Annotated in this window: 18 protein-coding genes; 11 read left to right on the top strand and 7 right to left on the bottom strand. The window is 68.6% G+C overall.

Annotation, left to right across the window (positions count from 1 at the left end; genetic code table 11):
* Positions 1-66 precede the first annotated feature (66 nt).
* From F6W70_RS08700 to F6W70_RS08690, 3 genes are all read right to left on the bottom strand, one after another.
* Complete coding sequence (locus F6W70_RS08700) at positions 67-1,419, bottom strand: cryptochrome/photolyase family protein (RefSeq protein WP_151486405.1); 1,353 nt, start codon at positions 1,417-1,419, stop codon at positions 67-69.
* Positions 1,420-1,458: 39 nt separating this feature from the next.
* Positions 1,459-1,872, bottom strand: a complete 414-nt coding sequence (locus F6W70_RS08695) for a DoxX family protein (RefSeq protein ID WP_055872466.1) — start codon at positions 1,870-1,872, stop codon at positions 1,459-1,461.
* A 63-nt stretch (positions 1,873-1,935) separates the two neighbouring features.
* Positions 1,936-2,886, bottom strand: a complete 951-nt coding sequence (locus F6W70_RS08690) for an alpha/beta fold hydrolase (RefSeq protein WP_151486404.1) — start codon at positions 2,884-2,886, stop codon at positions 1,936-1,938.
* 165 nt (positions 2,887-3,051) lie between these two features.
* Here F6W70_RS08690 and F6W70_RS08685 point away from each other — a divergent pair, with 165 nt between their 5' ends.
* The 4 genes from F6W70_RS08685 (at position 3,052) to F6W70_RS08670 (ending at position 7,533) form a co-directional block, all read left to right on the top strand.
* Positions 3,052-4,209 (top strand): sensor histidine kinase, encoded by a 1,158-nt coding sequence (locus tag F6W70_RS08685; RefSeq protein WP_151486403.1) that lies wholly within the window; start codon positions 3,052-3,054, stop codon positions 4,207-4,209.
* The gene (locus F6W70_RS08680; RefSeq protein WP_151486402.1) at positions 4,206-4,889 is read left to right on the top strand and encodes a response regulator; all 684 of its coding nucleotides are present in this window, start codon (positions 4,206-4,208) and stop codon (positions 4,887-4,889) included. Before F6W70_RS08685 ends, F6W70_RS08680 begins: the two co-directional genes overlap by 4 nt.
* A gap of 167 nt (positions 4,890-5,056) precedes the next feature.
* Positions 5,057-6,982: a threonine--tRNA ligase gene (thrS, locus tag F6W70_RS08675; RefSeq protein WP_241244677.1), complete on the top strand. Its 1,926-nt coding sequence runs from the start codon at positions 5,057-5,059 to the stop codon at positions 6,980-6,982.
* Positions 6,979-7,533, top strand: coding sequence for an HIT family protein (locus F6W70_RS08670; RefSeq protein WP_055872471.1), 555 nt, complete (start codon positions 6,979-6,981; stop codon positions 7,531-7,533). Before thrS ends, F6W70_RS08670 begins: the two co-directional genes overlap by 4 nt.
* Before the next feature lie 70 nt (positions 7,534-7,603).
* Here F6W70_RS08670 and pdxY read toward each other — a convergent pair whose 3' ends face one another.
* Together pdxY and F6W70_RS08660 are read right to left on the bottom strand one after the other, a co-directional pair.
* Positions 7,604-8,455: a pyridoxal kinase PdxY gene (gene pdxY, locus F6W70_RS08665; protein ID WP_151486401.1), complete on the bottom strand. Its 852-nt coding sequence runs from the start codon at positions 8,453-8,455 to the stop codon at positions 7,604-7,606.
* A 46-nt stretch (positions 8,456-8,501) separates the two neighbouring features.
* On the bottom strand, positions 8,502-9,809 hold the full coding sequence (locus F6W70_RS08660; protein ID WP_151486400.1) for an aminotransferase class I/II-fold pyridoxal phosphate-dependent enzyme: 1,308 nt from the start codon (positions 9,807-9,809) through the stop codon (positions 8,502-8,504).
* Positions 9,810-9,899: 90 nt separating this feature from the next.
* On the opposite strand from F6W70_RS08660, the gene pdxS reads away from it, so the two are divergent.
* Both pdxS and pdxT read left to right on the top strand, forming a co-directional pair.
* A complete protein-coding gene (gene pdxS, locus F6W70_RS08655) occupies positions 9,900-10,793 on the top strand; it encodes a pyridoxal 5'-phosphate synthase lyase subunit PdxS (protein WP_151486399.1) in 894 nt (297 codons plus the stop codon).
* On the top strand, positions 10,783-11,403 hold the full coding sequence (pdxT, locus tag F6W70_RS08650) for a pyridoxal 5'-phosphate synthase glutaminase subunit PdxT (RefSeq protein WP_055872475.1): 621 nt from the start codon (positions 10,783-10,785) through the stop codon (positions 11,401-11,403). The genes pdxS and pdxT overlap by 11 nt, the downstream gene beginning before the upstream one ends.
* Here the strand turns inward: pdxT and F6W70_RS08645 are convergent, their stop codons facing one another.
* On the bottom strand, positions 11,404-12,327 hold the full coding sequence (locus F6W70_RS08645) for an aminoglycoside phosphotransferase family protein (RefSeq protein WP_151486398.1): 924 nt from the start codon (positions 12,325-12,327) through the stop codon (positions 11,404-11,406). It abuts the gene before it with no gap.
* The gene (locus F6W70_RS08640) at positions 12,324-13,034 is read right to left on the bottom strand and encodes a carboxylesterase family protein (protein ID WP_151486397.1); all 711 of its coding nucleotides are present in this window, start codon (positions 13,032-13,034) and stop codon (positions 12,324-12,326) included. The genes F6W70_RS08645 and F6W70_RS08640 overlap by 4 nt, the downstream gene beginning before the upstream one ends.
* Positions 13,035-13,120: 86 nt before the next feature.
* Between F6W70_RS08640 and F6W70_RS08635 the strand changes: the two genes are divergently transcribed.
* From F6W70_RS08635 to F6W70_RS08615, 5 genes are all read left to right on the top strand, one after another.
* A complete protein-coding gene (locus F6W70_RS08635) occupies positions 13,121-13,882 on the top strand; it encodes a YebC/PmpR family DNA-binding transcriptional regulator (protein ID WP_017830533.1) in 762 nt (253 codons plus the stop codon).
* Between the two features lie 45 nt (positions 13,883-13,927).
* Complete coding sequence (gene ruvC / locus F6W70_RS08630; protein WP_055868053.1) at positions 13,928-14,515, top strand: crossover junction endodeoxyribonuclease RuvC; 588 nt, start codon at positions 13,928-13,930, stop codon at positions 14,513-14,515.
* Between the two features lie 9 nt (positions 14,516-14,524).
* A complete protein-coding gene (gene ruvA, locus F6W70_RS08625) occupies positions 14,525-15,145 on the top strand; it encodes a Holliday junction branch migration protein RuvA (RefSeq protein WP_151486396.1) in 621 nt (206 codons plus the stop codon).
* Complete coding sequence (gene ruvB / locus F6W70_RS08620; protein WP_017830536.1) at positions 15,138-16,163, top strand: Holliday junction branch migration DNA helicase RuvB; 1,026 nt, start codon at positions 15,138-15,140, stop codon at positions 16,161-16,163. Before ruvA ends, ruvB begins: the two co-directional genes overlap by 8 nt.
* 78 nt (positions 16,164-16,241) lie before the next feature.
* Positions 16,242-16,640, top strand: a complete 399-nt coding sequence (locus tag F6W70_RS08615; RefSeq protein WP_017830537.1) for a preprotein translocase subunit YajC — start codon at positions 16,242-16,244, stop codon at positions 16,638-16,640.
* The last annotated feature ends 8 nt before the right edge of the window (positions 16,641-16,648 follow it).

Genomic DNA, 16,648 nt, shown 5'->3' with positions numbered 1-16,648 from the left:
GCTCCAGTCTGGCATGGACGGCGTCGGCGACTCGATTCGCCGATCCGATCGTGGGTGCCGCTCTCGTCAGTCGCGTCCTGTGCGCGGTGCGCGCTTGACCTGCTCGTAGGCGGCGAGCGCGATCTTCCGCGTCTCGGCCAGGTCCACGATCGGCTCGGTGGGGGCGTCGGCGGCCCAGCGCGAGATGTAGAGGCTCTGCGGGTCGAACTTCTTCGCCTGGAGTTCGGGGTTGAACACGCGGAAGTAGGGCGCCGCATCGGCTCCGGAGCCGGCGACCCACTGCCAGTTGAAGGGGTTGTTGGCTTCGTCGGCGTCGACGAGCGTGTCCCAGAACCACTCTTCTCCCAGGCGCCAGTCGATGAGCAGGTTCTTCACGAGGAAGGATGCCACGACCATCCGGACCCGGTTGTGCATGTAGCCGGTGTGCCAGAGCTCACGCATGCCGGCATCCACGAGGGGAACGCCCGTCTCCCCGTGCTGCCACGCGTCGAGGTGGGCGGGGTTCAACGGCGGCCAGGGGAAGGCGTCGAACTCCGGCCGCAGATTCTCGCTGGCGAGGTCGGGGGAGTGGTACAGCGTGTGCCAGGCGAACTCGCGCCAGCCCACCTCGGAGAGGAATCCACCGGCGCCGTCGACGCCGACCGCCTCGTGCCAGACCGTGAACGGGCTGATCTCTCCCCATCGGAGGTGGGGGGAGAGCAACGAGGTGGCCCCGGCTGACGGTTCGTCCCGCGCGCGGTCGTATGAGGGGAGGTCATGCTCGAGGAAGTCCTTCAGCCGCTGTCGCGCGGCGGGTTCTCCCGGCTCCCACGTCTCGCGCAGCCCCTCGGCCCAGTCCGGGGTCGCGGGCAGGAGATTCCAGTCGTCGAGCGTGTCCGATGGCGGCATGTGTGTCGGGCCGGGGACCGACCGAGGCTCCGGCAGAGGGGAACGCGGCGCCGGCAGCGCGAGGCAGGCCCGCCAGAAGGGCGTGAACACCGAATAGTGCGTGCCGCTTCCGGTTCTGACCGTCCAGGGCTCGTGGAGGAGCGAGCCGGCGAAGGAGGCGACCTCGAGTCCATCGGCCCGGAGCGAGCTTTTCAGCGCCGAGTCGACTTCGCGGCCGGGACCCCCGTACCGGCGGTTCCAGAACACGGCGCCCGCTCCGACTTCGGTCACCGTTTCGCGGACGATGCGCTCGGCAGGGCCGCGACGCAGCACGAGGGCGCCACCACGGTCGCGGAGACGCTCGTCGAGAGAGGCCAGCGAGTGGTGCAGCCACCAGCGCGCTGCGCCACCGATGGCACGGACGCCCGGCGACTCCTCGTCGAACACGTACAGGGCGATGACCGGTTCTCCTCGGTCGATCGCTGCCCGCAGCGCGGGGTTGTCTGCGAGTCGGAGGTCATCGCGGAACCACACGATCGAGGGAGACGTCATGGGACCATTCTCCTGGAACGCGTGGTCATGGTTCGTCGCTCAGCCGCGACGGCGGTTGCGACGACGAGGGGCCTCGCCGCTCGTCGACCACAGCGCCCACAGTACGAGGAGCGGCTGCAGGAACAGCCTGCCGAAACGCCGGGCATCCGTGTCGAGTCCCGGCGTCGAGCGCCGGGTCTGCCACTGGTGGATGTTCCCCGGCATCACGGCGACGAAGAACGCCGCGGTCGCCCAGCCGATGCGGCGGCGCTCCTTCGGCAGCGCGAGCAGTCCGGCGGCGAGCGCGACTTCGGCGGCACCGGATGCGATCACGATCGTGTCCTTGTCGAGCCTGGTGAGGCGCGTGGCCCAGTCCGGCACCACCACACGGAATCCCCGGGTGCTCAGGAAGTGGCCGACCCCGATCGCGCCGAGCGCGAGCGCCAGTATCCATCGTGCGACTGCTCTGTCCATCCGTTCACGCTACGTGATGTCTGACTGCCCGCCACTCCCGCCGCCTCAATGCGCTGTGACACGTCACTGCGGGGCGGACATCCGCGTGCGCTCCCAGGAGCGGAACTCGTCGACGATCCTCGGCGTGTGCGTGTGATGGAGGTAGTGCTCCCCGTCGAGCGGCACGACCGTGCCGTCAGCGACCGCCTCGGCCTGCTCCTCGTGCAACCGCACCCACGTGGGGACGGACGGATTGTCGGCGACGACGAACAGCAGCAGGGGGAGGTCCTCGGGAAAGCTCGTGCCGAGTGCATCCTCGAAGTTCGCCGGAAGCAGAGACATCGCATTCAGGTAGGTGGGGCTCAACGTGTTCCGGTCGGTGAGCAGGGCGATCTGCTCCCGTGCCTTCGCGGAGTAGACGGATTCGTCGTAGCCCGTGCCACGGAAGGACGCGATGAGTCGGACCAGTCCGAGGGTCTTCGCGGCACCGAACAGTCCGACCGGCAGCTCGGTGTCCGAGCCGGGCTGGCCGGGCACGCTGCTGTCGATGCCCACGAACGCCCTGACCTCATCGGGATAGCGGTTCGCGAACTGGATGCCGTAGATGCCGGCGATGGAGTGTCCCATCAGGACGTAGTCGTCGACGCCGAGCTCCTGCAGGGCGGCGTGCGTCTCCGTCACGATGTTGTCGGTGGTGCGGGCGCGGTCCGTGCCGTCGCTCAGCCCGTAGCCGAACGGCTCCACCACGATGACGCGATGATCCTGCGCCAGCTCCGCGACGAGCGGCTCGAAGTCGAGCACGGGCGATGCGGTGCCGAACCCCGGCAGGAGCACGATGTCCTCTGAACCCTCGCCGGTGATCATGACGTTCATGTCGAGCCCGTCCACGGTGACCTTCTGGCCGTAGGGCTCGATGCGATCCTGTTCGATCGTGGTGGCCACCGCATTGCCGACGGTGGTGGCCGTCAGACCGAGTGCGATCACCGCGACGACGGATGTGAGCGCGACGAGCACTCTCTTGACAGGCTTCTTCATGCCGACCCCTCTCGGCGCACGCCCTGTGCGCCCTCGTTCCAGCGTGCCGTCCGGCATCCGCCGTCGCGTCGCCCTGCCGCGGACACTCGTGTACTGCGAGCGCAGTACACGCAGCTCATCCCGTCGGGGGATCCCCGTGCCGGCGTCGCGGGGAATACTGGTGTGATGTCGGCACCCCGTCCTCCGCGAATCCCGGCGCCGGTCGGCGACGTGATCGCCGTGGTCGTGGTGGTCCTGTTCGCCGTGTCACCCTTCCCGGACGACGCTTTCCGTGCGAGCGGCTGGATGCTCGTCACAGCCCTCGTCCCCGCGGCCGCGATGCCCTTCCGTCGACGGCTTCCACTTGTCGTGCTCACCCTCAGCCTGCTGTGCGCGACGGTCCTGGCGCTCACGGGCGTCATGTCGCCGAGCGCGCTCATCGCCACGGCGATCAGCGCCTACGCCGTCGTGGACCGCCGTGGACGACTCGTCGGGATCATCGCGGTGAGCGCGGCGACGGTGCTCGTCTTCTTCGTCAGCGCGATCCCGCTCGGCGGAGACCTCCTCGATGCCCGCGCGCTGCAGTTCGTCTTCATCATCGCCCTCGCCGGGGCCCTGGGAGACGCGGCCAGGTCGCGACGCGAGTTCGTGCGCGCCATGACGGAACGAGCGGAACGCGCCGAGCAGGGGCGAGATACGGAAGCACGGCGTCGGGTCGCGGAGGAACGGGTGCGCATCGCCAGGGACCTCCACGACGTCGTCGCCCATCAGATCTCGGTCATCAGTCTCAATGCAGGCGTCGCGTCGTCCGCATTGGAGGTCCGTCCGGAGCGTGCGCGCGAGGCCCTGACGACCATCCGACGTTCCTCCCGTACCGTGCTCGCCGACATCGGCGGACTGATGGCGCTGCTGCGCTCCGACGATCCGGACGACGTGCGCGACCTGCGCCCGCAGGTCGGGCTGGCCGGTCTAAATGGGCTGGTCAGGCAGTTTCGCGAGGCGGGGCTCGACGTCGATCTGGACGACGATCTCGACCGACCCGCCCTGTCGCCGGCCAGCGATCACGTCGCCTACCTCGTGGTTCTCGAAGGTCTGACGAATGCGCACAAGCATGGAGCGGACGGCTCGGCGCGCGTTCGTCTCCGGGTGGAGGACGATGCGCTCCGCCTCGTCGTCGTCAATCAGACGGCTGCGCAACCGGGCTCCGTGTCGGATGCCGGTGGCCACGGGCTGCGCGGGCTGCGCGAGCGGGTCGTCGCCGTCCGCGGAGACGTGCAGGACGGCACCGCCGACGGCGCGTTCCGCCTGGACGTTCGGATCCCCCTCGATGGAGGCGCACGATGATCCGGGTGCTCGTCGTCGATGACCAGCCGCTGGTGCGGCAGGCCGTCAGCGACATCCTCGCCGACGGCGGCATCGAGGTGGTCGGCGAGGCGGCGAACGGGCGGGAGGCGGTCTCCGCGGTGAGCCGATGGATGCCGGACGTCGTCGTGATGGACATCAGGATGCCGGAGCTCGACGGCATCGCCGCCACTGCGCAGATCATGAGCGCGCCGCTGACCACGACGCCCCGCGTGCTCATCCTGACGACCTTCGAGGAGGACGACTACGTCGTGGCCGCCCTCCGTGCCGGCGCCAGCGGGTTCATCGGCAAAGGTGCGGAGCCGGAGGACATCGTCGGTGCCGTCCGAGTGGTGCATCGCGGGGAGGCGCTCCTGTCATCGGCGGCGACGCGGTCGCTGATCGAACGCTCGGTGCTGCCACAGCATCCACGCGCCGATGCCTGGAGCAGCGAGCCGTTGCGCCAGCTCACGGAACGCGAACGGGAAGTGCTGCTCCTCGTGGCGGGCGGGGCTTCGAACCAGGACATCGCGGACGACCTCGTGATCTCACCGCACACGGCGAAGACCCATGTGAATCGCATCATGTCGAAGCTGCACGCGCGCGATCGGGCGCAGCTCGTGATCGACGCCTACGAGTCGGGGATCGTGATCGCGTCGGGCGGAGCCGACCGTCGCGGCTGAACCCGCCGGAGAGGCACATCCGTGCCGTTGATCTTCACGCGGGTGGCGGTCAGGAGGGCCCAGCCGGGCGAGTAACCTGGTACCGACCCAGATGGAGAGTTTCTGTGCCTGAAAACGCCCGGCCGAATGACGGCTTCGCCCTGTTCACTGACCGAAACGTCGTCGCGATGCGCGTCAACGGCGATCTCAAGGATCTCGCCACGACCGTGACCGACACCGACGTGATCGAGCCGGTCACGATCGACAGCGCGGACGGGCTGAACATTCTCCGTCACTCCGCTGCCCACGTGCTGGCTCAGGCCGTGCAGCGCATCAATCCGCAGGCGAATCTCGGCATCGGTCCGCCCATCACCGACGGGTTCTACTACGACTTCGGCGTCGACACCCCGTTCACGCCCGAGGACATCAAGGCCATCAGCAAGGAGATGCAGCGCATCATCCGCGAGGGCCAGCGCTTCGTCCGCCGTGTCGTCACCGACGAGGAAGCTCGCGCCGAGCTCGCGAACGAGCCGTTCAAGCTCGAGCTCATCGGGCTCAAGGGCGCCCAGGAGGCGGCCGAGGGCGCGTCCGTCGAGGTCGGCGAGGGTGAGCTGACGATCTACGACAACACCACCCGCGACGGCGAGGTCGTCTGGAAGGACCTCTGCCGCGGTCCGCACCTGCCGAACACGCGCATGATCGGCAACGGCTGGGACCTCACCCGCATCGCCGCCGCGTACTGGCGCGGCAGTGAGAAGAACCCGCAGCTGCAGCGCATCTACGGCACGGCCTGGCCGACCAAGGAAGAGCTGCGCGCCTATCAGGAGCGCATCGCCGAGGCGGAGCGCCGAGACCACCGCAAGCTCGGTGCCGAGATGGACCTGTTCTCCTTCCCGGACGAGATCGGCTCCGGACTCGCGGTGTTCCATCCCAAGGGCGGCATCATCCGCTACGAGATCGAGGAGAACCTGCGCAAGCACCTGCTGCGCAACGGGTACGACCTCGTGAACAGCCCGCACATCACGAAGAAGGATCTCTTCATGACGTCGGGTCACCTGCAGACCTATGCGGACGGCATGTTCCCGCCGATGCACCTCGACGAGGTCGTCGATGAGGAGGGCAACGTCACCCGGCAGGGGCAGGACTACTACCTGAAGCCGATGAACTGCCCGTTCCACAACCTCATCTTCCGTTCGCGCGGGCGCTCCTACCGCGAGCTGCCGCTGCGACTGGCCGAGTTCGGCACGGTCTACCGCTACGAGAAGAGCGGCACGCTGTCCGGCCTGACCCGCGTGCGCGGCCTGACGCAGGACGACGCGCACATCTACGTCGCTCAGGACCAGGTCAAGGAAGAGCTCACCACCAACCTGAACCTCGTCCTCGACCTGCTCCGCGACTACGGACTCAACGACTTCTACCTCGAGCTGTCGACGAACGAAGAGGGCAACCCGAAGTTCCTTGGCGAGCCGGAACAGTGGTCGACGGCGATCGACACGCTGCGTGAGGTCGCGATCGAGTCCGGGCTCGAACTGGTCGCCGACCCCGGCGGAGCGGCCTTCTACGGTCCCAAGATCTCCGTGCAGGCGCGTGACGCGATCGGCCGCACCTGGCAGATGTCGACCATCCAGCTCGACTTCAACCAGCCGGACCGGTTCGAACTGGAGTACACCGGTCCCGACGGCCAGAAGCACCGGCCGGTCATGATCCACCGTGCACTCCTCGGCTCCGTCGAGCGGTTCTTCGCGATCCTCCTCGAGCACTACGCCGGCGACTTCCCTCTGTGGCTCGCACCCAGCCAGGTTGTGGGTGTTCCGGTCGCTGAGCAGTACGGCGACTATCTGGACGACGTCATCGCGCAGCTGCGGGCGGCGGGGGTCCGGGCCGATGTCGACCACTCGGACGACCGCATGCAGAAGAAGATCCGCACCCACACGACCGCGAAGGTCCCCGTCATCCTCATCGTCGGGGAGCAGGACCGTGCCGCTGGCACCGTGTCGTTCCGCTTCCGCGACGGCACGCAGGAGAACGGCGTCCCGGTCGAGGACGCGGTGCGTCGTATCGGCGCCGCCATCGCGTCCCACGCGCTCGTGCTGAAGGCAGGGGATCTGGCGTGACCGACGGGGCGCAGCCGCTGGAGGATGCCGGAGTGCTCGCAGGAGTCCCGGACGAGTTCCAGCGGCTGTGGACCCCGCACCGGATGGCGTACATCCAGGCAGGGCCCGAGCCGCTTCGCGAGGAGTGCCCGTTCTGCGAGGCGCCGAAGTTCCCGGATGCCGAGCGGCTGGTCGTCGCCCGGGGAGAGACGGCCTACGTGCTGCTGAACCTCTTCCCCTACAACTCGGGACATCTGCTCGTCTGCCCCTACCGCCACATCGCCACGTACGACCAGGCGACGGCTGAGGAGGTCGCCGAGATCGGCGCGCTGACGCAGACGGCCATGCGGGTGCTGCGTGAGGTGTCACGCTGTGACGGCTTCAACCTCGGGATGAACCAGGGGGCGGTGGCCGGAGCGGGCGTCGACGCCCATCTGCATCAGCACGTGGTGCCGCGCTGGACGTCGGATGCGAACTTCTTCCCGATCATCGCGAAGACCAAGGCGCTTCCGCAGCTCCTCGGCGAGGTGCGCGAGGCCGTCGCGGCGGCCTGGCCGGAATCCGGCAGCTGAGACCGACAGCCTCGCTCGCCCGCTCGACAGACCGGGGTCGTCGAGCGAGCGGTGAGCGAGACGACGGGGCTCAGCGCACCTGACGTGCCGTGAACTGCATCCGCGGGTGGGCGTAGAACTCCTGGGCCTCGACGAGCTGCAGTTCGCGCTCACCGGATTCGAGCGTCGCCTTGAGCAGGTCATGCACACTGGATGCCGTGCGCTCGAGGGCGATCTTCGCGCTTCCGGTCTCGACGTAGTGCGCGGTGAACAACGCTGCGGTCACATCGCCGGAGCCGTTCGCCTTCATCGGCAGGTGCGGGGTCTGCACGACCCACGCGCCCTCGTCGTCGGCGGCGAGCATCTCGATCGTGCCCTCTTCGCGGTCGGGGCGTTCGACACTGGTCACGAGCACGGTGCGCGGGCCCATGGCGCGTGCGAGATCGACGGACGCGAGGGTGGACTCCAGCGTGTCCGGCTCGGTGTCGGTGAGGAAGCCGAGTTCGAACTGGTTCGGCGTGATGATGTCGGCCACCGGGACGACGCGCTCCCGCAGCAGCACCGGGATGGCGGGTGCGACGAAGCAGCCGGACTTCGCGTTGCCCATGACGGGATCGCACGCGTAGACGGCGTTCGGGTTCGCGGCCTTGACCCGTGCGACGGCGTCGATGATCACGTCGCCGATGCCCTCACCGCCCTGGTAGCCGCTGAGGACCGCGTCGATCCGGTCGAACACGCCGCGCTCCTCGATTCCCTTGATGACCTCGCGCACGTCGTCGGGCGCGATCAGCGGTCCGCGCCAGGCGCCGTAGCCGGTGTGGTTGGAGAAGGTCACGGTGTAGACCGGGAGCACCTCGACGCCGATGCGCTGCAGTGGGAACACGGCGGCGGAGTTGCCGACGTGCCCGTAGGCCACGGCTGACTGGATGGAGAGGATCTTCATTCTCCGACTCTTTCGTTCAGGGCGGGCCGATACCCGCCGTGGATGGTCATCGCCCCGCGGCGACGAGATCTGCGACCAGGGACTCGGCCTCGTCGTCGGAGAGGTCGTGCACGGTCAGGCGCAGGTGGTGCGAGGGCTCCGCCTTCTCGTCGAGGGCGAAGTCGTCTCCGGTGCGGGCGAGCCACCCGCGCCGCATGAGCCGGTCGGCGACGGCGCGTGCAGGCTGGCCGAGCCGCACCCACAGGCTCAACCCGTCGGATGCCGTGGCCTCGATGCCGTTCGCGCGCAGCCGGGCGGCGAAGGCGGCGTTCCGCTGCGCGTAGTGCGCCGCGGCAGAGGCGACTTCTGCCCGCACCGTCTCGTCGGTGAGCTGGGTGAGGGCGAGACGCTGCAGGAGGTGGCTGACCCAGGTGGTGCCGGGGCTCAGCCGCATCGCGAGGCGCTCGGCGGTCTCGGCGTCGGTCGCCGCGATGGCCAGGCACATATCGGGTCCCAGGAACTTCGAGACGGAGCGCACGAGGGCGAACCGGCGGTGGTCCGGCCCGATGAGCGACTCGTACGGCCGTTGCGAGAGCATCGAGAAGTGATCGTCCTCGATGATCAGCACGTAGGGGTGGTCGGCGAGCACATCGCGCAGTTCAGCGGCCCGGGATGCGGTGAGGCTCGCTCCGGTCGGATTCTGGGCCCGTGGCGTGCAGATGATGGCGCGGACTCCGGCCGTCAGCGCGGAACGTAGGCCGTCGACCGTCATGCCCTCGGCATCGACGGGCACGGGAACCGCGCGGTACCCGCCGAGTCGTACCGTGTGGATGCTCGCTAGGAAGCAGGGGTCTTCCAGTGCGACGGCGTCATCGCGCATCAGCGCCTGCGCCAGCAGGCGCTCGACGGCGTCGACCGCGCCGCTCGTGATCGTGATCCGGAAGTCGTGTTCTGCGAGATCGCCGGTGATCCACCGGCTCGACCACTGCTCGAGGCCTTCGTCGATCACGGGCTCGCCGTAGAGCACCGGACGCGATGCGATGGTCATCAGCGCGGGCGCCGGGTCGGGGATGAGCCGCGGATCCGGGTTCCCCGTGCCGATGTCGCGGAGCACCGTGTCGGAGGCGTACCCCTCCTGCGCCACCGTTTCGAGGCCGGCGACGACGGTGCCCGCTCGGCCGCGAGAGATCACCAGGCCCGCCTGGGCGAGCTGTCGATAGGCCGCGACGGCGGTGTTCCGGTTCACACCCAGCGTGGCCGCGAGCTCCCGCACCGGGGGGAGCACCGCACCGGCGTGGAGGATTCCGCGATCGCGCAGGGAACGCACGCTGTCGGCGATGTCCGATGCGGTGGTGCCTGTGATCTGGTCGCTCATGGTCCTCCTCAGCGATTCTAGGTCGAATCGGACAGTGCTATGTTTGACCTAGATCAAAACCGACTTCGGTGCATCCGACAGGAGTTCCCCATGGCAGAGCAGACAACCACCGGATCCTCGCGCGTCAAGCGCGGACTCGCCGAGATGCTCAAGGGCGGCGTCATCATGGACGTCGTCACGGCAGAGCAGGCGAAGATCGCCGAAGACGCCGGCGCCGTCGCCGTCATGGCGCTCGAGCGCGTGCCGGCCGACATCCGTGCGCAGGGCGGCGTCTCGCGCATGAGCGACCCCGACATGATCGACAGCATCATCGACGCGGTGTCGATCCCCGTCATGGCCAAAGCCCGCATCGGGCACTTCGTCGAAGCGCAGGTCCTGCAGGAGCTCGGCGTCGACTACATCGACGAGTCCGAGGTGCTCTCGCCCGCCGACTACGTGAACCACATCGACAAGTACGGCTTCACTGTGCCGTTCGTGTGCGGTGCGACCAACCTCGGCGAGGCGCTGCGTCGCATCAATGAGGGCGCGGCCATGATCCGATCCAAGGGCGAGGCCGGTACCGGTGACGTCTCGGAGGCGATGAAGCACATCCGCAAGATCCGCGGCGAGATCGCCGCGCTCACCGCGCTGCCCAAGGATGAGCTGTTCGTCGCGGCCAAGGAGCTGCAGGCACCCTACGAGCTCGTGGCCGAGATCGCCGAGACCGGAAAGCTCCCCGTCGTGCTGTTCGTGGCTGGCGGAGTCGCGACCCCTGCGGATGCGGCGATGATGATGCAGCTCGGCGCCGACGGCGTATTCGTCGGATCCGGGATCTTCAAGTCGGGCAATCCCGTCGAGCGCGCGAAGGCGATCGTCAAGGCGACGACCTTCTTCGACGACGCCAAGGTCATCGCCGAGGTTTCGCGGGGTCTCGGCGAGGCCATGGTCGGCATCAACGTCAGCGACCTCCCGGCACCGCACCGCCTCGCCGAGCGTGGCTGGTAGCACTCGGGTCGGTGTCCTCGCGCTGCAGGGCGACGTGCGCGAGCACGCCGCCCTGCTCACGGGCCTCGGCGCCGACGTGGTTCTGGTGCGTCGTCCCGACGAGCTCTCGTCGGTGGGCGGCCTCGTGATCCCGGGCGGAGAGTCGAGCGTGATCGACAAGCTCTCCCGCATCTTCGGGATGCAACAGCCGATCCGCGACGCGATCGCGGCAGGGATGCCGGTGCTCGGCACCTGTGCGGGACTGATCATGCTCGCCGATGACATCGTCGACGCGATCGACGGGCAGGAATCGTTCGGCGGGCTCGACGTCGTCGTCCGCCGCAATGCCTTCGGACGTCAGGTGGAGTCCTTCGAGGCCGAGCTCGACGTCCCCGCTCTCGGTACGGAGCCGGTCTCTGCGGCGTTCATCCGCGGCCCCGTGGTCGAGTCGGTCGGTCCGCGTGCCCAGGTGCTGGCGGCGTTGCCGGACGGTCGCGTCGTCGCGGTGGAGCAGGGAGAACTGCTCGGGCTGAGCTTCCACCCCGAGATCACGGGGGAGAAGCGCTTCCATGAGCGCTTCCTCGCGCGGGTCGAAGCGCGCCGACGGGCGATGGTGACGCCGCGCGTCTGATCAGAGCAGCGTGGCGAGCCAGCGCAGCGCCGGAGCCGCCTGCGCGCGCTGGAAGGCGCGAAGGCCAGGGAGCTGCGGAATCTCCGGTTGTGCCTGCTGGTACCAGAGGAACGACGCGAACGCGGAGATCACGGGGAGCAACTCGATCTGCGACGGCGCATCGTGGTCTTCGAACACAGCCCACGCCTCTTCGCAGGTCGGCCCACCCGACGCCTCGATGCTCGGCAGCAGACAGGGCAGGTCGACCCACGCAGCACCCCGGCGCGCATGCGGCCAGTCGAGCAGGTGCGCTCGTGCGCCGCTGATGAGGATGTTGTCTGCGCGCACGTCGTCATGAACGATGACGTCGCCGTGCAATGCGTCGCTGAGGTCCTCCTCGATCCGCAGGAGCTGCGGCATCCGCGCCGGCAGGTCGTGGGGCAGAGCATCGAGGAGACGGGGATCCGCGGCGATCTCCGCCCACCGGGTGAAGCCGGGGATCATCCGGTCTTCCGCTCGCGGCATCTCCGACGGTGCGGCGGTGGTCGAGAGCGCTCGCAGGGCCTCAGCCACGGCGTGCAGGTCTTCGAGCGTCCACGGTCGACCGGGGTGGTGTCCGTCGATCGCCTCGATGACGAGTGCGGCACCCGCGGCGTCGTCGAAGGCGGCGAGGAGGCGCGGAGCGACCGAAGACGGCAGGTCGACGAGCGTGCGCATCTCCTCGCGGAGGAAGTGCAGCGAGTCCGCGTGCCAGTCGGCACCGCAGGCCTTGACGAAGGCATGACCTGCCGTGGTCGTCACGACGCCCGCATAGGAGGCGCTGAAGCCGCCGTGTGCGGGCCGGTCGGTCACGAAGTCGCCCCCGATCGCCCCGACGATCTGTGCGCGTATCGACTGAGGAAGCGCCGTCCAGGCGGGCCGGAGGCGATCAGCTCCGGTGTTCATCGTGCGGTGCCCTCCATGTCGAGATCGACCCGGTGGTGGGAGAGCAGCCAGTCGTAGAACTCGGGGTTCGCGTACGTCTCGGTCCAGGAATCGTGACCGACGCCCGCATATCGCGTGAACCGCACGTCGGCGTCGAGCGACTGGAGCTCGGTCACGATCAGCTCCGTGGCGGAGATCGGCACGACATCGTCGGCGTCGCCGTGGAACGCCCAGACGGGCAGGCTGCGCACAGGCGCGGCGCTCTGCACCCACAGTCCGCCGCAGATGGGTGCGATCGCGGCGAACCGCTCCGGATAGCGCACCGCCAGACTCCAGGTCCCGAACCCGCCCATGCTGAGTCCGGTCACCGATATGCGCGCCGGGTCGATGCGGTGCGCCGCGACGACCTCGTCGAGCAGTGCGGACAGCGTCGAGACCTCGGCGACCCACTGACTCGACTCCGCGCACTGGGGTGTGACGAGGACGAAGGGAAACTCGCGGCCGGCATCCGCCAGCATCGGCGGGCCGTGCACGGCGGCGAGGTCGATCTCGGAACCTCGTTCTCCGGCACCGTGCAGGAACAGCACGAGGGGCCAGAGCTTCTCCTGATCGGCGTCGTAGTCGTCCGGCAGATGGACCAGGTAGCGCAAGGCGTCGGCCGGTGTCGGCTCGCCGTCGCGCACGTGCGAGGAGAGCCGTGCAGGAGCGATGTGTCGTGATCTGCGCATTCCTCTATCCTGCGCCACCCGCGCCGTTCGATAGAATGGACGACGCGCTGAGCGCGAGCTCACGCGGATACGACGAGCGGAGACTTATGTCCGGGCATTCCAAGTGGGCGACCACGAAGCACAAGAAGGCCATCATCGACTCCAGGCGCGCGAAGTCCTGGGCCAAGCTCATCAAGAACATCGAGGTCGCCGCGAAGCTCGGCGGACCTGACCTGGCGGGCAACCCGACGCTCTTCGACGCGGTGCAGAAGGCGAAGAAGACCTCTGTCCCGAAGGACAACATCGATCGCGCGGTGAAGCGCGGCGCAGGTATCGGCGGCGAGGCCGTCGAGTACCTCTCGATCATGTACGAAGGCTATGGGCCCAACGGTGTCGCGCTCATGATCGAGTGTCTGACCGACAACAAGAACCGCGCGGCCGCCGAGGTGCGCACGGCTCTCAGCCGCAACGGCGGCACGCTGGCCGACCCGGGCAGCGTGGCCTACAACTTCAGCCGCAAGGGCGTCATCGTCGTCGGCTCCGAGGGCACCTCCGAGGACGACGTCATGATGGCGGCGCTCGAGGCGGGTGCCGAGGAGATCGAGCCGCACGCCGAGGGCTTCGAGGTCATCACCGAAGCGACCGACCTCGTGGCCGTGCGCAGCGCGCTCCAGGAAGCGGGGATCGACTACGAATCGGCCGACGTCGAGTTCGTCCCGAACCTCAAGGTCGAGATCGACGCCGACACGGCGCGCAAGATCTTCCGTCTGATCGACGCCCTGGAAGACAGCGAAGACGTGCAGAACGTGTTCACCAACTTCGATCTGACCCCCGAGGTCCAGGCCGAACTGGAGAACGACGAGGCGTAGGCGCGCCGAGCGGCCGGTGTCGGTCCTGCGGCCTAGCCTGGGGGAGTGACCTCCTCTCTGCGTGTGCTCGGCATCGATCCAGGGCTCACCCGGTGCGGTGTCGGCGTCGTCGACGTCGACGGCTCGCGTCGCGGGACTCTGGTGCACGTCGGCGTGATCAGGTCATCGCCGGACGCGGAGATCGGTGATCGTCTGTCGATCGTCGCCGCCGGCATCCGCGCCGTGATCGCCGAGCACCGTCCGCACGCGGTGGCCGTCGAGCGCGTGTTCGCCCAGCAGAACACCCACTCGGTCATGGGAACGGCGCAGGCCAGTGGTGTCGCGCTGCTGATCGCCTCCGAGTCGGGGCTGCCTGCCGCCACCCATACCCCGAGCGAGGTCAAGGCGGCGGTGACGGGATACGGCGCTGCAGACAAGCGACAGGTGCAGACCATGATCGCGCGCATCCTGCGCCTGGACGAGCTGCCGCAGCCGGCCGATGCCGCTGACGCCCTGGCGATCGCCCTCTGCCACGCATGGCGCCGCGGCGGAGCCGCATCATCTTCCGGCCAGGCGGCGCTGACCCCCGCGCAGCGTGCCTGGGCCGATGCCGAGAAGCGTGTCGGTCGAACATACCTACGAGCGACACCGTAGGCTGAGGGGATGATCTCCTCTCTGCACGGTGTCGTCCTGCATGCGACATCCGATCAGGTCGTCATCGACGTGGGCGGGGTCGGATTCGCCGTCGCCGTCCCCGCTGACGTCGCGCACACAGCGGCGGTGGGGGAGAAGCTCCTGCTGCACACCAGCCTCATCGTGCGCGAGGACTCCCTGTCGCTGTTCGGATTCGCCGACCGGGGGGAGCTGGAGATCTTCGGACTTCTCATCAGCGTCACCGGTGTCGGTCCGAAGTCGGCGCTGGGCGTGCTCTCGCACCTCACGGCCGATCAGATCGCCGAAGCCGTCACGGCCGAGGACGACGCCCCGTTCCGGCGCGTCTCCGGCATCGGCCCCAAGACGGCCAAGCTCATCGTCCTGCAGCTCGCCGGAAAGGTGCAGGCCTTCGCGGCGCCGTCGAAGCCGACCGCCGCGGGCGGAACCGACGTCGTGACGCAGGTGGCCGCAGCGCTGGTCGGCCTCGGCTGGTCCGAGAAGGTCGCCGCGGAAGCCGCGACCCAGACGGCGGCGGAGGCCACGGATGCGGAGCGCGCATCGGTCGCCTCGCTCCTGCGACGCACGCTCGCCCTCCTCGGCCCGGCGCAGGGAGGCCAGGCGCGTGTCTGACCATCTCGACGCCAGCGAGCCGTCCGACGAGACCGAGCTCGCGATCGAGGGCGCGCTGCGTCCGACCAGCCTGGGGGAGTTCGTCGGACAGCAGAAGGTCCGCGGTCAGCTGCAGCTCCTCCTCGAGGCCGCACGCATCCAGAGCCGCCCGGCCGACCACATCCTGCTGGCAGGGCCTCCGGGGCTCGGCAAGACGACGCTCGCGATGATCGTGGCGCACGAGAGCGAGCGTCCGCTGCGTCTGTCCAGCGGTCCGGCGATCCAGCACGCCGGAGACCTCGCCGCTCTGCTGTCGAGCCTGGTACCAGGCGAAGTCCTGTTCATCGACGAGATCCACCGGATGGCGCGCTCCGCGGAGGAGATGCTCTACCTCGCGATGGAGGACTACCGGATCGACATCATGGTGGGCAAGGGCGCGGGCGCCACGAGCATTCCGCTCGAACTCTCGCCGTTCACCCTCGTCGGCGCGACGACGCGCTCCGGTCTGCTGCCGAATCCCCTGCGTGATCGCTTCGGTTTCACCGGGCACCTGGAGTTCTATGAGGAGTCCGAGCTCGAACAGGTGATCGCCCGCTCGGCCGCCGTCCTCGGCGTCGATCTGCCGACGGATTCGCTCTCCGAGATCGCCCGCCGCTCGCGCGGCACACCACGCATCGCCAACCGTCTGCTCCGCCGTGTGCGCGACTACGCCCTGGTGCACACGGGGGGAGTGGCGACCATCCGCGAGGTCCGTGCGGCGCTGGAACTCTACGACGTCGATCCGATCGGCCTCGACCGCCTCGACCGTGCCGTGCTGGAAGCACTGGTGCGTCGATTCCGCGGGGGTCCGGTCGGGCTCAGCACACTCGCGGTGGCGGTCGGCGAGGAGGCTGAGACGGTGGAGAGCGTGGTCGAGCCCTACCTCGTGCGCATCGGGTTCCTCGGACGCACTCCCCGTGGCCGTGTCGCGATGCCGGAGGCGTACGCGCATCTGGGCGTCGCGCATCCGGACGGGATGCTTACGTTGGATGACCTATAATCGCTGGAGACTTCCCGGTTACCTTCGCGCGCCCAAAGGCTGGAGCGTGCACCTGAGAAAGGCGCTTCCCCCATGCCCATGGAATTCCTGCTCTTCGGCCTTCTTGCCGTCCTCCTCGTCTTCATGATCTTCAACACGCGCAAGCGCACGAAGCAGATGAAGGCAGAGCAGGAGGAGAAGGCCACCAAGACTGTTCCGGGCGCCAAGGTGCTCCTGCAGGGCGGCATCTACGGGACGATCGTCGCGTACGACCCCGAAGACCTCGACACGCCGGCGCTGGTCGAGATCGCTCCCGGCACCATCATCGACGTCCACAGCCAGGCCATCCTGCGCGTCGTCGAGCCCAAGGACGCCGTCGTCGACGCGTCGGCAGATGAGATCGTCGAGGAGCAGGTCGCCGACGAGTCGATCGCTCCGGCCGTCGAGACTCCCGAGGAGACCCGCGCCCGCCTCGAGCGCGACGCCGACGACAAGTAAGCCCGGGG

Origin of the sequence: Microbacterium maritypicum (assembly GCF_008868125.1) — a bacterium.
Classification (GTDB): Bacteria; Actinomycetota; Actinomycetes; order Actinomycetales; family Microbacteriaceae; genus Microbacterium; species Microbacterium maritypicum.
Note: the sequence above shows the minus strand (reverse complement) of the source record. Positions and strands in the feature narration are given on the sequence as shown.